The organism is Halpernia frigidisoli, assembly GCF_900113805.1.
In the GTDB taxonomy this organism is placed as follows: Bacteria; Bacteroidota; Bacteroidia; order Flavobacteriales; family Weeksellaceae; genus Halpernia; species Halpernia frigidisoli.
In genome coordinates this window covers 415667-431928 of record NZ_FOQT01000002.1, presented here as the reverse complement: position 1 = coordinate 431928, position 16262 = coordinate 415667, and the positions used below count along the sequence as shown (strand labels likewise).

Sequence of the window (16262 nt, the reverse complement as noted above, 5' to 3'; positions counted from 1 at the left end):
ATTTTTTAGAATGTGTAATATTTTAGTGATTATAGTTTACATCGTTTTATAAAAAATTTATTTCAAAGGTGTTTTCATGATTTGAAATTTTTCTGAGTTATTTCTTATTATTATTATTAACTCGTCTAACTTATCGCTAACTTTTTCTATATTTGCAGTGAAATATATTTGCAAAGATATATTGTCATAAACACAAACACATTTGATCGAAAAATTATTTCCTAAGGAAGTAATACCTAACTGTTGTAAGAGTAGAATTTCTTCTCTCTACACTCCGTTGCTATTATTTTCTTTTTTCTTAAATCCAGTTTTTATTAATGCGACAGCTTTAATAAATTGTGCTATTCCACCTATTCAAGATAAAATTATTACAGTGCAAGGAAATGTATCTGTTTATAATTCAGCGATCGTTCTTACCTCCAAAGCAATTAATGGTCCTTCAGTATTGACTAATATCCCGACAATAAAGATGGACTCGGAGCAAATTTATTCTGTCAATGGAGTTAATATAATTTTTTCGGAAGGAGTCTATATTTATAATTCTGATGAGATTTTTTTTTCAGTTAAAAAAAATCATAAGAATCCCGATTATTCAATAAAAATTTCACAAAAAGAAATTAATTCACCTGGAATTATTACAAAAGATATTGCGAAAAAAAATAAGAGCAAAACGACAATAATAAAAAATATTGAACATATTGCATCAGAAATATCAATTATTAAATTTTCAAATTTACCTTTTTCTGATTCCGATTTTATTCAGAAATCATCATTTTTCTTAAATGGTGTTATTGTTCCAAACAATTTGATAAAAGAATATTTTCTCTCGGAATCAAATTATATATTTTTCATACATCATTTTGTTTTAGTAGTAAAACAAAAATTCTATCCCAAATTTGTTTTTTTGCAGGTCTGCAATCGTGCAAATCTTTCTCTTAGAGCTCCGCCAAACGTCTTTTCCAATTCAACTAAGTTATAAAGATTTAAATTTAGACCATTCACAATAATAAGATGTTTGGTTGCTCGAAATCATATACTTTAAAAATATCAGATTTATAAATTATTTCAAATTTATAAATCTTAAAAAATATTTTTCAAATATGTTGGTATTAAAATAAAATTTAACCTTGGTCGGATCAGAAAATTTTCTTCTTAAAACACAAAAAACACAAAATGAAAAAAAATTTAATCTATAAAATAGTGTTCATCATTGCGCTGTTTGTTTTACAAAAAGTTGATGCCCAAAACAGTAATCAACAAAATAAAAATAATTCTATCGAAAAGGTTTCTAGTTTAGGGTTACAGAAAGCCACTGTTGATTCTGACGGTGACGGAATTCCGGATAATTGTGATCTGGACGATGACAATGATGGAATATTAGACGTTAACGAGGTGAGTTGTGATGTTTCATTATCACCAACTGTTAGGGTCGGTTACATACCTGATTCTAGAGATAACCTTACTTCTGACAGAGGCTATACATTTGATGGATCTCACATGAAAAATTCAAGTGTATTAAAGCTTCTAAATGCGGCAAATTTTGGTCCTTCTGGTACAGCCAAATTTAAATTTGAGTTAGTGCCAATGACAGGAACTATTACTAAATCGTCAATTACAGGTTTAAATTTAAATGCAATTTTTATTGGTGGAATTGATAATCCAACAGCAGGAATATCGTACTTGTCTACAGCCGAATTAGATGCTATTAAAGATTGGTCTGACGACCAGCCTGCGAATTTTGTAGTTTCCACCCAGGTATCTACTAAATCATATGGATCCACAATAACAAGCGGAAATGCAAATCCCGATTCTCCAACTTCTTTTGGTGCTGGTACTGAAATCTTTAATGGTCCTTTTGGTATGGTGACATCTTTTAATCAAGGAGGAAGTTACCAAGCATATTTCGCAACTCTAAACAATTCATGCGCTACAAAAGCGGTTGCAAAAGATAGCAGTAATAGAACTGTTATGTATATTGACGGGGATTATAACGATCTGTTAATCTCTGATGTTGATATTCTAACTGATTTGGGTGGTGTTACAAATGGTGCTTCTGTAACCTCTAATAATGACAAACTGTTTGCAAATATTTGGGCATTTGTAGCAAAACAGTCACTCTGTGTGGATGCGGATACAGATCTAGATGGTATAGTTGACAGATTAGATCTGGATTCCGACGGAGATGGCTGTCCTGATGCAGCGGAAGGAGGTGGTAAGTTTGCAGTGACAAGCTTAGTAGTATCTTCAGGTACAATTTCCGCACAATCTGTTAATAAAAACTTTGGAGTTGGTGTTGATTCAAATGGTATACCGACTACAGTTGGTGCACAAGGCCAATCTGAAGGTAGTTCACAAAATGCCTCTATAAATGGATGTATATGTTATAATGATCCATATACAGGAGGAATTAAAGAAGATACAAAGCATGGTATTACCTTATTAAAACGTGCGGGCTCAGGAAATACTGACAATTGGCCTATGATAAGAAAAGGTGCATTTACTGTTTTAGAATCTAATACTAAAGGTTTTGTAATCACAAGAGCAAAAACTTCTGAGATTAATGCCATCAAAACGGGTGGTCATGCTGTTGAAGGAATGATGATTTATGACACAGACTTAAAATGTTTGAAATTATATGATGGAACTAACTGGAGTTGTTTCAATACACCAACTTGTCCATAAAATTAAAATATTAAAGAAGTTTTTTTAATTTAAAATTCAGAAACTTCTTTTTTTTAATTTAAATAAAATAAAAAAAAATGAAATCAAAGATTTATTCATACTTACATAAAAACACAAATATCATGTATAAAAAATCATTATTATTATTAACCTTAATGATAATCACCGGAGTCAACGCGCAAGTGATTATTGGTAATAGTACAGGAGGAGCAGAGGCGGATAAAAGCGCAGTACTACTAGAATTTGCATCAGGAAAAAACAAAGGAATTATTGTGCCTTATGTTAGAATATTGCCAACAATTGCAAATGGATTAGTGGGAGGAACTATAGTGTTAGATGCTTCTTTACCTGCACTTACTCCGGGGACCAACTCAAGAGTAAAATTTTATGCAGGAGCGGATGGTTGGAAAGATTTAAGTGGACAAGATGCTAATTTAGTTAGTACTGATCCATTAAAAGAAAATTATATGGCATCACAACCCGCCTTGTCTATAATAGAAGGTGCCAGTACAAAAGCAATTATCGGAGACTTACCCTTATTACCTTCAAATGCAGATGGCGTTTTAGTTTTAAACAGCACTAAAAAAGCGATGGTTCTACCAATAGTGGCAGATGTGCAGAATATCACAAGTCCGTCACCGGGAATGCTGGTTTATGTAAACAAAAGTGGTGCAAAACGTTTGGCTGTGTACAATGGATCTAAGTGGAGCTTTTGGAAATCTTAGTTAGTAAATAATCAAATATTTAAACCACTTCGTAAGAAGTGGTTTTTTTTTAAACTATTGCATTTTTGCAGTAAATTTTATTGCGTTTTTTATTACATTCAAATTCAAAAATATTTTATAAAATTCAAAAATAAATGCATTATTATATAATTATTAATAAAATTTATAATTATATAAACATTAGTAATATAGATAAGTGCTTATTTTAAGCAATTTTGTCTATTTTTGCTACATGATCTATGATACGTTACAAAGCAGATTGAGTGAAGCTTGGATAAAAATTTACTTTTTGTGAACTCAGGATTTTTAATAAACATTAAAAAAAATGTTTCAAAGCTTCTGTGCATCATATGTTTAGTGGTTTTCCTGATTCCACAATATTCTTTCGGCCAACAACTTCCACAACAACAAAATGATCAAAATTCCAGTGTTTTATATGTCGCGAACGGTGCTACAGTTTATGGTGCTACTGACATTAGCAATGTTAAAATTGTAAAAATAAAAACCGGGCAAAAACAAAACATCCAAAAATCCAAGATTTCTGTTAAAAGAAAAGTGGCAGTTTTTGCAAAAAAAGAAGTGAAGCAATCGCCAGAAAAATTTGCTAAAACCGAACATGTTCAAGCGTTTAAATTTTTAAGCAATTCTTCCGATCAGGATATCCAAGCCTCGGGTGGAATAAACACGAAATTTTCCGTAAATAATTCAAATTATACAGGTAAAGCATTTACAGCTAATCATTTTTTACTGGCTAAAAAACTGAGTTTTTACAAGGTTAAAAGCTGTGAATTCAGAAGTTTTTCTAAGATGACTTCCTTAGTACCCATATTAAGTATCAGACCGCCACCAGTAATTTAGATCAAAAAAAGTTTATAAAACTTTAAAAATTCTTAATTACAAATTCTTAATAAAAAATAATGAAATTAAATTTCTTTAAATTAACATTTGCTCTTGGAATGATTTGTAGCAATATGTTTTTTGCACAGATTAATCCAGATCTTGAACTTACAACTGGTGGTGGAGATATATCTAATGGTCCTGCTACGACGACCACAGTAACATTTAGTAAAAATTCAGATAATCCAACTGGTTCTACTTATAGTGCTTATAATATTTCTGGTGGTTTAACGGCAACTTACACTTTACAAAATTTTACAGCTGCTTATCAGGGAACGACAATTTCGGGAGGAAATTCTGTGAGTTTTGGACATACAGCTGCAACAGTAGCTCCAAGATTTCAGCAATTCATTCAGGGGGCACCATCAAATACAGATTTTACTTCCTCAACAAGCGCAGCCGGAACTGGTATAATTACAAACGGAACGGCCGCAACAAATAATTATGGAGTTAATTTGAAAGCATACACTAGTAAATTAAACACTGCAGGTGTTCCTAGAAATGGAAGAGTAAAATTAGCAGAACTAAAAATACTTTTTAGCAGGCCTGTCAACAATCCGATTTTGCAGATAACTGGTTTAGGAGGTACTAGTGGTACCGCTGGATTTTCTGCGGAATTTACTCTAAACTCAACCTTATCAAGTGCAATAAGTAGTATAGCCAGATTATCTGGTAGTAGTGCATTAGTAGTTAGTGGTTTATCTATTAATAATGGTGCCTCTGCTCTAACCGCAACGGGAGCGGGAATGGCTGCCGGGTCGGTTAGAATTAATGGTTCAAATATTACTACCGTAGTTTTAGATATATATGTGAGAGGTGATGGTGTTGGAACAGCGGCATCTTGGGGAGATGGCACGAATGCTGATACTACTGGAGATGGATTATTAGTTGGTTTTACCGCAACTGAATCAGATTTATCAATAACAAAAACCGTTGATGTTGCAGCGCCAGTGGCAGGTAATAATGTTGTTTTCACTATTACTGCAGTAAATAACGGTGCCTCTAATAATACAAATGTTAGTGTACAGGATTTGTTACCTTCTGGCTTACAATATGTGTCGCATACGGCAGCAACAGGAACAACTTATGTCCCTGGCTCCGGTGTATGGACAATTGGAAATTTGAATGATGGTTCAAATGTCGTTTTGACTGTCACTGCCAAAGTTTTAAACACCGGCAATTATCAAAACACTGCTGTAGTAACTTCTACAAGTGGGATTTCTGACCCAACAAGTGTCAACAATACAGGTTCTGTTACATTAGCTACTATATGTTATAATCTTCCAAATACAGGAACTGCTGGAGTTAATACACGTCATGGAATTACTGTATTAAAAAGAGCGGGTGCAGATAATGGTAACTGGCCTATGGTAAGAAAATCTGCTTTTACAGCGTTGGAATCAAATACAAAAGGTTTTGTAATAACCAGAGCAACAACGGTTCAAATAAGTAATATTGTGTCGCCACAAGACGGCATGATGGCATATGATACCGACTTCGGTTGTTTAAAATTATATGATGGAACAGCCTGGAGTTGTTTTTCAACACCAACTTGTCCTTAACAAAATTAAAATAAGTTGGAATTATTTATAGTATAATAATTCTTTCGTATTTAAATATTAAAAATTTATAAAATGAAAAAATTAGTATTAGTTCTGTTAATTGCGATGATGTCACTCTCGCAGGCTCAGGTAATTATAGGAGATGCTGTAGGAACAGCACCCGTAAAAACTTCAGTTTTATTGGATTTCGCAAAAAATGATAACATAGCACTTCCAAACCAAAGTAAAGGAATTATTGTTCCTTACGTTCGTACACTTCCAACTGGTGCTGCATTAGTGGGAGGCAGTATTATTTTAGATGCAACATCAGCAACTGCGTCAAGAATGAAATTTTACAACGCAAAAACTTCTACCTGGATTGACATTAGCGGTCAGGATGCAAATCTTACAACTCCTGTAGATTTTATGACAGTGCAGCCTACTTTGGTAGCTGATGCTTCAGCGCGCGCAATAATTGGTGCAGCAAACAGCACTGCAGACGGCGTTTTGGTTTTAGAATCAACAACGAAAGCGCTGCTTTTACCAATCGTTGCGGACGTTCAAAATATCCCATCACCTTCACCAGGAATGATGGTTTATGTTAATAAAACTGGTGCTAAAAGGCTGGCTGTTTTTAACGGAAGTAAGTGGAGTTTCTTTAAACCATAAAATAATTGTAATACAAAAAGCCGGTTCTGCAAAGAGCCGGCTTTTTTATTTTACAAGTTAATTTCAAAATTTAAAATTGACTCCTATTTTTTAAAAAAATAATCTTAAGATTTAAGGAAATCAGCTAAAATTTCATTAAGTTCCTCAGTATGGGTGATGTTTAAACCGTGTGGACCGTCTTTTATTATTTTAAAAATATTATCGGTGATACCTTCAGCCGCCTGGTTTCCAGCAGTTCCAATTGGTACGATCTGATCTGCATCGCCATGAACGATAAGGGTTTTTACGTTTACGTTTTTTAATTCTGGTCTAAAATCTGTGCCTGCCCAACTCTCAGCCGTTTTTATAGTTGCTAAAGGTGACGCATGCGTAGAAATACTCCAGTCGTAGTTCAACTGAGCCTGGCTTACTGAATGACTTAAAATACCATAGTTGTAGAAATTTTTGTGAAAACCTTCCAGAAAAGTAACGCGGTTATTTTTCACCTGATCTAAAATTCCATCGAGATCTTTTTGAGGGACGCCATCGGGATTATCTTCTGTTTGTTTTACGATCGGGATGATGGATGAAATTAATCCAATTTTAGCAATATTTTCGCTGCCATAATTAGTTAAATATCTTACAACTTCTCCGCCTCCCATTGAAAATCCGAATAGGATAACATTTTTTAAATCTAATTCTGTAATTAAATTGTGCAAATCTGCGGTCAAGGTATCATAATCAAAACCAGATGTTGGAAAAGATGATTTTCCAAAACCACGTCTGTCGTATGCAATTACACGATAGCCTAAATCGACTAGTACCGGAATTTGACTTTCCCATGATTTACTGCTTAAGGGCCATCCGTGTGTTAAAATGATTGGCTGACCAGAACCGTGATCTTCATAGTATAATTTAAAATCGTTTTCACTTTGTGATTGAGTGTAAGCCATAATTTATTTTTTATTTAATTTGATAACCAAAGTTTAAGCCATAAGTCAAAATTTTATTTTCAAAAGATGTGTCGCAGTTAGTATATTTATACTTTATAAACTTTAACAATATTTGGCATTGATATTTGTGCCAAATTATTTTTTGTGAATATTTTTTCGTACTTTTGCAGTCCTGTTTGAAGCTACTAAAATATTACTGATTAAAAATCAACGACTTACTCTTTTATTTATTTAAAGGGGTGTTCTTGTTTTTATAGTAATTAATGTTTAAAACTTCCCACAGTGAAAAATATTTTGCACTACTCCGTGAAAAGATATACCGGTGTTGCAGTGAGGTCTTTAGATAATAGACTTTAAGATAATAGATTACAGGCAATTCAGAGCTGCTGGAGATTGGCTTCAAACACCTTTCAAATCTCAATCATTCAGTTTTTATAGTCTTCATTTATCCATCTTTAATCTAACTTTCTAACTTCCCGTATTTTTAAAATCAAAATATTTTTTAACCCAATTATTCTTAATTTTTTTTATGAGTAAATCTAAAGCAGTCGCTCAAACTCAGGAAACCGCAAGGATTAATTTTTCCACAGCAAAAGGAAAAATTGAAACACCTGACTTTTTGGACATTCAGATCCAGTCCTTCAAAGAATTTTTTCAACTGGATACCCTTCCAGAGCAAAGAATGAACGAATCTTTGTACAAAACCTTTGAAGAAAATTTCCCAATTACCGATTCTCGAAACAACTTCGTTTTAGAATTTCTCGATTATCTGGTAGATTCTCCACGTTATTCAATAGACGAATGTGTAGAAAGAGGTTTAACCTACAATGTGCCGTTAAAAGCACGATTAAAATTATACTGTACCGATCCGGAACATGAAGATTTTCAAACCGTAGTGCAAGACGTTTATTTAGGACCAGTTCCTTATATGACGCCTTCCGGTTCGTTTATCATCAATGGGGCAGAACGTGTTATTGTAACGCAATTACACAGATCTCCAGGTGTTTTCTTCGGACAGACTTACCACGCAAATGGTACAAAATTGTATTATTCCCGTATCATTCCTTTTAAAGGATCCTGGATGGAATTTACAACGGATATCAACAGCGTAATGTATGCGTATATTGATAGAAAGAAAAAATTACCTTTAACAACTTTGTTAAGAGCAATCGGTTACGAATCTGATAAAGATATTCTTCAGATTTTTGATCTTGCAGAAGAAGTGAAAGTTTCTAAAGCAGCACTTAAAAAAGTAGAAGGTAGAACTTTAGCAGCGAGAGTTTTAAACACATGGTTTGAAGATTTCGTTGATGAAGACACTGGTGAAGTAGTTTCTATCGAAAGAAATGAAATTATCCTTGACCGTGAAACTATTTTAGAAAAAGAGCATTTAGATCTAATTTTAGATTCTGGTGCAAAATCTATTTTAATTCACAAAGAAAATTCCAATGAGTTTTCTATTATTCAAAATACACTACAAAAAGATCCAACAAATTCTGAAAAAGAAGCCGTTGAATATATATATAGACAATTAAGAAACGCAGATCCACCCGATGAAGAAACTGCAAGAGGAATTATTGAAAAATTATTTTTCTCTGAGCAGCGTTACTCTTTAGGTGAAGTTGGTCGTTACAGATTGAACAAAAAATTAGGTCTTAAAATCGCCGAAGACAAGCAGGTTTTAACTAAAGATGATATCATTGCAATTGTAAGATATTTAATTCAGTTGGTTAATTCTAAGGCTGAGGTTGATGATATTGATCACTTATCAAACAGACGTATCAAGACTGTTGGTGAGCAACTTTCTGGTCAGTTTGGTGTTGGTTTGTCAAGAATCGCGCGTACCATTAAAGAAAGAATGAACGTTCGTGATAATGAGATATTTACACCAACAGATTTGGTTAATGCTAAAACTTTGACTTCTGTAATTAATTCCTTCTTTGGAACGAATCAGTTGTCTCAGTTTATGGATCAAACCAATCCACTTTCTGAAATTACGCACAAAAGAAGACTTTCTGCCCTTGGACCTGGTGGACTTTCAAGAGAAAGAGCAGGTTTTGAAGTACGTGACGTTCACCATACGCACTACGGAAGAATTTGCCCGATTGAAACGCCAGAGGGACCAAACATTGGTTTGATTTCTTCTCTTGGTATTTATGCGAAAATTAACAATTTAGGTTTCATTGAAACGCCTTATAGAAAAGTAACTAATGGTAAAGTTGACTTAAATGCAACGCCAATTTTTCTTAATGCTGAAGATGAAGAAGATAAAGTAATTGCGCAGGCGAATGTTGAAATGAAAGATGATGGAACAATTTCTACCGAACGTGTTATTGCACGTTTAGATGGCGATTATCCAGTTGTTGAGCCTCAGCAAGTTGATTTAATTGATGTTGCACCAAACCAGATCTCTGGTATTTCTGCTTCGTTAATTACTTTCCTGGAACATGATGACGCGAATAGAGCCTTGATGGGATCAAATATGATGCGTCAAGCGGTTCCTTTATTGAAACCAGAAGCACCTATCGTAGGAACTGGTCTTGAGCAACAAGTTGCAAAAGATTCAAGAATTTTGATCAATGCAGAAGGAAATGGAACTGTAGAATATGTAGATGCTGATAAAATTGTCATCAATTATGAAACTACAGAAAACCAGGATTTAGTAAGTTTTGATACTTCTGTTAAAACTTATAAATTAACAAAATTCCGTAAAACGAATCAAGGAACAACCATTACTTTAAGACCAAACGTTAGAGTAGGTGAAAAAGTAACTGAAGGACAGGTTCTTTGTGACGGTTATGCAACTGAAAAAGGGGAGTTGGCTTTAGGTAGAAACTTAAAAGTAGCCTTCATGCCTTGGAAAGGATATAATTTTGAGGATGCGATCGTAATCAATGAAAAAGTAGTTCGTGAGGATTGGTTTACTTCAATTCACATTGATGAATATTCTTTGGAAGTAAGAGATACGAAATTAGGTATGGAAGAATTAACTTCTGATATTCCTAACGTTTCTGAAGAAGCAACCAAAGATTTAGATGAAAACGGTATGATCCGTATTGGTGCAGATGTAAAACCTGGAGATATTTTAATTGGAAAAATTACACCAAAAGGTGAATCTGATCCTACGCCGGAAGAAAAATTACTTCGTGCCATCTTTGGTGATAAAGCAGGTGATGTAAAAGATGCTTCTTTGAAAGCAGATTCTTCCTTGCGTGGTGTGGTAATTAATAAAAAATTATTTGCACGTAATATTAAAGACAAAAAGAAAAGATCTGAAGAGAAATTAAAACTTGAAGAAATCGAAAATTCGTTTAAATCGAAAAATAATGATTTAAGAAATATTTTACTAGAGAAATTAAATGTTTTGGTAAGTGGAAAAACTTCCCAGGGTGTGACTAACGATTTAGATGAAGAAGTTCTTGGTAAAGGGGTGAAATTCACACAAAAATTACTTTCAAGTGTTGAAGATTACGTTAATATCAGTGGTGCAAACTGGACGGTTGATCAGGATAGAAATGAGTTGATTGTACAATTAATTCACAACTATAAAATCAAATACAACGAATTACAAGGTGTGAAAAACCGCGAGAAATTTGCGATTTCCATTGGTGATGAGTTACCAGCAGGTATCATGAAACTGGCTAAAGTTTATATCGCTAAAAAACGTAAGTTAAATGTTGGTGATAAAATGGCGGGTCGTCATGGTAATAAAGGAATTGTTTCCCGTATTGTTCGTGAAGAAGATATGCCATTCTTAGAAGATGGAACCCCAGTTGATATCGTATTGAATCCACTTGGTGTACCTTCCCGTATGAACATCGGTCAGATTTATGAAACGGTTCTTGGTTGGGCAGGTAAAGAATTAGGTTTAAAATTCGCAACACCAATTTTTGATGGCGCAAATATTGACCAAATTACTGAGTATACTAAGCAAGCAGGCGTTCCGGAATTTGGTAGCACTTATCTTTATGATGGTGGTACAGGTGAAAGATTTGCACAGCCGGCAACAGTTGGTATCATTTATATGTTGAAATTAGGACACATGGTAGATGATAAAATGCACGCACGTTCAATCGGACCTTATTCATTAATTACGCAACAGCCTTTAGGTGGTAAAGCGCAATTTGGTGGACAAAGATTTGGTGAGATGGAAGTTTGGGCACTTGAAGCATTTGGTGCTTCTAATATCCTTCGTGAAATCTTAACTGTGAAGTCTGATGACGTGATTGGTAGAGCGAAAACTTACGAAGCCATCGCAAAAGGTGAAGCAATGCCAGAACCTGGTATTCCGGAATCTTTCAACGTGTTACTTCATGAGTTACAAGGTCTTGGTTTAGACGTAAGACTTGAGGAATAAGATACAAGATATTAGATTCAAGATACAAGATTTTTTTCTTGGCTCTTGTTTCTTAATTCTTGATTCTTTTAATCTTTAAAAATAAAAAATGTCAAATAAAAATAAAACAAGCAATTTTACTAAAATCAGTATTGGTTTGGCTTCCCCGGAATCTATTTTACAGGATTCTCGCGGTGAAGTTTTAAAACCAGAAACGATTAACTATAGAACGCACAAACCTGAACGTGATGGTCTTTTTTGCGAGAAAATTTTTGGTCCTGTAAAGGATTATGAATGTGCTTGTGGAAAATACAAGAGAATCCGTTATAAAGGTATCGTTTGTGACCGTTGTGGTGTTGAAGTTACTGAGAAAAAAGTACGTAGAGAGCGTATAGGACACATTAGTTTGGTTGTTCCTATCGCGCACATCTGGTATTTCCGTTCTTTGCCAAATAAAATCGGTTATCTTTTAGGTCTTCCGTCTAAGAAATTAGATATGATAATCTACTACGAAAGATATGTCGTAATTCAGCAAGGTATCGCGAAAACAGCCGATGGTGGTGATTTCGAAGATAAACAATTTTTAACTGAAGAAGAATATCTTGATATTTTAGAAACACTTCCTCAGGAAAATCAATATCTTGATGATAACGATCCAAATAAATTCGTAGCCAAAATGGGTGCGGAAGCAGTTGAAGAATTATTAAGAAGAATTGATCTGGATTCTCTTTCTTTTGATCTTCGTCACAAAGCACACAATGAATCTTCTAAACAAAGAAGAACTGAAGCGCTTAAAAGACTAAATGTTGTTGAAGCCTTAAGAGGTGCAAACACCAGAATGATCAATAAAGCAGAGTGGATGATTATGCGCGTTTTGCCGGTTATTCCACCAGAATTGCGTCCATTAGTGCCATTAGATGGTGGTCGTTTTGCGACTTCTGATTTAAATGATCTTTACCGTCGTGTAATTATCAGAAACAACCGTCTTAAAAGATTGTTGGAGATCAAAGCACCGGAAGTAATCTTAAGAAACGAAAAAAGAATGCTACAGGAATCTGTAGATTCATTATTCGATAATACAAGAAAATCTTCTGCTGTAAAATCTGAATCAAACAGACCATTGAAATCACTTTCAGATTCATTGAAAGGAAAACAAGGTCGTTTCCGTCAGAATTTACTTGGAAAACGTGTGGATTATTCAGCGCGTTCCGTAATCGTTGTAGGGCCAAACTTGAAACTTCACGAATGTGGAATTCCAAAAGATATGGCTGCAGAACTTTACAAACCTTTCGTTATTAGAAAACTAATTGAAAGAGGAATTGTAAAAACTGTAAAATCAGCAAAAAGAATTATCGACAGAAAAGAACCTGTAGTTTATGATATTTTGGAAGGGGTTTTAAAAGGCCACCCAGTATTATTAAACAGAGCGCCTACTTTGCACAGATTAGGAATCCAGGCATTTCAGCCAAAAATGATTGAAGGAAAAGCAATCCAATTGCACCCTTTGGTTACGACGGCATTTAATGCGGATTTTGATGGTGATCAAATGGCGGTGCATTTACCTTTGGGTCCAGAAGCAATTTTGGAAGCACAATTGTTAATGTTAGGTTCTCAGAATATTTTGAACCCTGCAAATGGTTCCCCGATTACTGTACCTTCTCAGGATATGGTTTTGGGTCTGTATTTTATGACCAAAGAATTATCTTCAACTGAAGACATGAAAGTAAAAGGCGAAGGTCTTGCTTTTTATTCCCCAGAAGAAGTTGAGATCGCTTATGCAGAAGGACAAGTGTCGCTGAATGCAAAAGTAAGATGTAGAGTTCCTGTTAAAGTTGATGGCGAATTAGTTGTTAAATTAACTGAAACTGTAGTTGGTAGAATTTTATTTAACCAAATAGTTCCGAAAGGAGTTGGTTATATTAATGAACTTTTAACAAAAAGATCTTTAAGAAATATTATCGGTAGAATCTTAGATGATACGGATTTCCCAACAACTGTAGTGTTTTTGGATGCTATGAAAGATTTGGGTTATGCAAATGCATTTAAAGGTGGTCTTTCTTTTAGTTTAGGTGACATTGTGATCCCTGCGGAAAAGAAAAAAATGATCGTTACTGCAGTAGAAAATGTTGATGAAATTAAAGCCAATTATAACATGGGTTTAATTACAGATACAGAACGTTACAATCAGGTTATTGACGTTTGGACCAACACAAATGCTGGTCTTACGGAAATGATCATGAGCAGAATGAAAGTTGACCAAGGTGGATTTAATTCTGTTTATATGATGCTTGATTCTGGTGCGAGGGGTTCAAAAGAGCAAATTCGTCAGTTATCTGGAATGCGTGGATTGATGGCAAAACCTCAAAAAGCCGGTGCAGGTGGTGCTGAAATTATTGAAAATCCAATTGTGGCCAACTTTAAGGAAGGTTTATCAATTTTGGAATACTTTATTTCTACCCACGGTGCGCGTAAAGGTCTTGCGGATACCGCTTTGAAAACAGCAGATGCTGGATATTTAACAAGAAGATTGGTAGATGTTGCGCAGGATGTTATTATCACGGAGCAAGATTGTGGTACTTTAAGAGGTACTGAAATCGCTGCTTTGAAGAAAAACGATGATATCGTTGAGAAAATTTCTGAAAGAATTTTAGGTCGTGTGTCATTACATGATATCTACGATCCTGAAACAGATGAACTGATGGTTCACGCTGATGAAATTATCAATGAAACTTTAGCAAAAGCGGTTGAAGCCGCAGGTATTGAGACCGTAGAAGTACGTTCACCATTAACTTGCGAAACAGCAAAAGGTATTTGTGCTAAATGTTATGGTAGAAACTTAGCCACTGGAAAACCTATTCACATGGGTGAAGCAGTTGGTGTTATTGCAGCACAATCCATCGGTGAGCCGGGAACTCAGTTAACATTGAGAACTTTCCACCAAGGGGGAACTGCAAGTAATATTACTGAAAATCCTTCGATTGTTGCAAGACGTGACGGTATCGTAGAAATGGATGAGGTAAGAACAGTAACTTCTGAAGACGAAAATGGTAATAAAGCGGAAGTTTTGGTATCTCGTTCAACAGAATTTAGATTGGTAACTGATAATGAAATGAGAACGCCAATAATGGTAGCCAACGTTCCTTACGGTTCCATCTTATCCGTGAAACCAGGTGATAAAGTGAAAAAAGGAGATCTTATCGCAAGATGGGATCAATATAACGCGGTAATTATTGCGGAAAGTGCCGGTAAAGTAGAGTATGAAGATATTATACAAGGTATTTCTTTCCAATTAGAGATCGATGAGCAAACTGGTTTTGAGGAGAAAGTAATTTCTGAATCAAGAAACAAGAAAGCCGTTCCTACTTTGAAAGTAATGGATGGTAAAGGTGAAGAGATCAAAGCCTACAATTTACCGGTTGGAGCCCACATTATGGTGAACGATGGAGAAAAAATCAAGGCTGGTAAAGTCATGATCAAAATCCCTCGTAAATCTGCAAAATCTGGGGATATTACCGGTGGTCTTCCACGTGTAACTGAATTATTTGAAGCGAGAAATCCTTCAAATCCAGCAGTTGTAACGGAGATTGACGGTGTAGTTTCTTATGGAAAAATCAAAAGAGGTAACCGTGAGTTGATCGTTGAAGCAAAAACTGGTGAGATCAGAAAATATTTGGTTAAATTATCAAATCAGATTTTAGTTCAGGAAAATGACTTTGTACGCGCTGGAGTTCCATTGTCAAATGGATCTGTAACGCCGGATGACATCTTGAAAATTAAAGGACCAACTGCCGTTCAGGAATATTTGGTTAATGAAATTCAGGAAGTTTACCGTCTTCAAGGGGTGAAAATCGATGATAAACATTTTGAAATTATCGTTCGCCAAATGATGACCAAAGTTGCTGTAGTTGATGGTGGAGACACCCAGTTCTTAGAAAATGCTTTAGAACATAAATTTGATTTCTTATTAGAAAACAACCGTGTTTTTGGTCTTAAAGTAGTTGTGGAAGCAGGTGATTCGAAAGAATTCAAACCTGGCCAAATGATTACCACTAAAGAATTAAGAGATGAAAATTCTAAATTGAGACGTGAAGATCAGGCTTTAGTAGAAGTACGTGAAGCATTATCTGCAACTGCAACACCAGTTTTACAAGGTATTACAAGAGCAGCGCTTCAAACGAAATCTTTCATGTCTGCGGCATCGTTCCAGGAAACAACTAAAGTGCTTAATGAAGCCGCCGTTTCCGGTAAAATTGATTACTTAACAGGTCTTAAGGAAAACGTGATCGTTGGTCATAGAATTCCTGCAGGAACTGGTTTAGCAGTTTACCAAAATGTGATCGTAGGTTCTAACAAAGAATTTGAAGACCTTAACTAAAATTAAAAAAAGTTTGAAATTGTTTGAAAAGTTTAATTTTGTTTAAACTTTTCAAGCGAAATCAAATAAATTAAACGAAATCAAACATTTAATATAATTAAAAGA

At 34.7% G+C, this 16262-nt stretch carries 9 protein-coding genes; 8 read left to right on the top strand and 1 reads right to left on the bottom strand.

Annotated features, from left to right (window positions below; genetic code table 11):
* Window positions 1–202 precede the first annotated feature (202 nt).
* From BM238_RS07040 to BM238_RS07015, 6 genes are all read left to right on the top strand, one after another.
* Complete coding sequence (locus BM238_RS07040) at window positions 203–979, top strand: hypothetical protein (RefSeq protein WP_143093363.1); 777 nt, start codon at window positions 203–205, stop codon at window positions 977–979.
* Window positions 980–1173: 194 nt separating this feature from the next.
* A complete protein-coding gene (locus BM238_RS07035; protein ID WP_090079492.1) occupies window positions 1174–2682 on the top strand; it encodes a hypothetical protein in 1509 nt (502 codons plus the stop codon).
* A gap of 77 nt (window positions 2683–2759) precedes the next feature.
* Entirely contained in the window at window positions 2760–3407 is a 648-nt protein-coding gene (locus BM238_RS07030; protein WP_090079491.1) for a hypothetical protein, read from the top strand.
* A gap of 291 nt (window positions 3408–3698) precedes the next feature.
* The gene (locus BM238_RS07025) at window positions 3699–4265 is read left to right on the top strand and encodes a hypothetical protein (RefSeq protein WP_143093362.1); all 567 of its coding nucleotides are present in this window, start codon (window positions 3699–3701) and stop codon (window positions 4263–4265) included.
* A gap of 113 nt (window positions 4266–4378) precedes the next feature.
* On the top strand, window positions 4379–5866 hold the full coding sequence (locus BM238_RS07020; RefSeq protein WP_221404927.1) for a DUF11 domain-containing protein: 1488 nt from the start codon (window positions 4379–4381) through the stop codon (window positions 5864–5866).
* 72 nt (window positions 5867–5938) lie between these two features.
* Window positions 5939–6514 (top strand): hypothetical protein, encoded by a 576-nt coding sequence (locus BM238_RS07015; RefSeq protein ID WP_090079488.1) that lies wholly within the window; start codon window positions 5939–5941, stop codon window positions 6512–6514.
* 104 nt (window positions 6515–6618) lie between these two features.
* Here BM238_RS07015 and BM238_RS07010 read toward each other — a convergent pair whose 3' ends face one another.
* Window positions 6619–7446, bottom strand: coding sequence for an alpha/beta fold hydrolase (locus BM238_RS07010; protein WP_090079487.1), 828 nt, complete (start codon window positions 7444–7446; stop codon window positions 6619–6621).
* A gap of 529 nt (window positions 7447–7975) precedes the next feature.
* On the opposite strand from BM238_RS07010, the gene rpoB reads away from it, so the two are divergent.
* Together rpoB and rpoC are read left to right on the top strand one after the other, a co-directional pair.
* A complete protein-coding gene (gene rpoB, locus BM238_RS07005) occupies window positions 7976–11803 on the top strand; it encodes a DNA-directed RNA polymerase subunit beta (RefSeq protein ID WP_090079486.1) in 3828 nt (1275 codons plus the stop codon).
* Window positions 11804–11891: 88 nt separating this feature from the next.
* Window positions 11892–16157: a DNA-directed RNA polymerase subunit beta' gene (gene rpoC / locus BM238_RS07000; protein ID WP_090079485.1), complete on the top strand. Its 4266-nt coding sequence runs from the start codon at window positions 11892–11894 to the stop codon at window positions 16155–16157.
* Window positions 16158–16262 lie beyond the last annotated feature (105 nt).

Excerpts from the sequence above, each read along its gene's own strand:
- BM238_RS07035 (WP_090079492.1), top strand. The coding sequence starts at position 1,174 with ATGAAAAAAAATTTAATCTATAAAATAGTGTTCATCATTGCGCTGTTT.
- BM238_RS07030 (WP_090079491.1), top strand. The coding sequence starts at position 2,760 with ATGAAATCAAAGATTTATTCATACTTACATAAAAACACAAATATCATG.
- BM238_RS07020 (WP_221404927.1), top strand. The coding sequence starts at position 4,379 with ATGTTTTTTGCACAGATTAATCCAGATCTTGAACTTACAACTGGTGGT.
- BM238_RS07015 (WP_090079488.1), top strand. The coding sequence starts at position 5,939 with ATGAAAAAATTAGTATTAGTTCTGTTAATTGCGATGATGTCACTCTCG.
- BM238_RS07010 (WP_090079487.1), bottom strand. The coding sequence starts at position 7,446 with ATGGCTTACACTCAATCACAAAGTGAAAACGATTTTAAATTATACTAT.
- rpoB (WP_090079486.1), top strand. The coding sequence starts at position 7,976 with ATGAGTAAATCTAAAGCAGTCGCTCAAACTCAGGAAACCGCAAGGATT.
- rpoC (WP_090079485.1), top strand. The coding sequence starts at position 11,892 with ATGTCAAATAAAAATAAAACAAGCAATTTTACTAAAATCAGTATTGGT.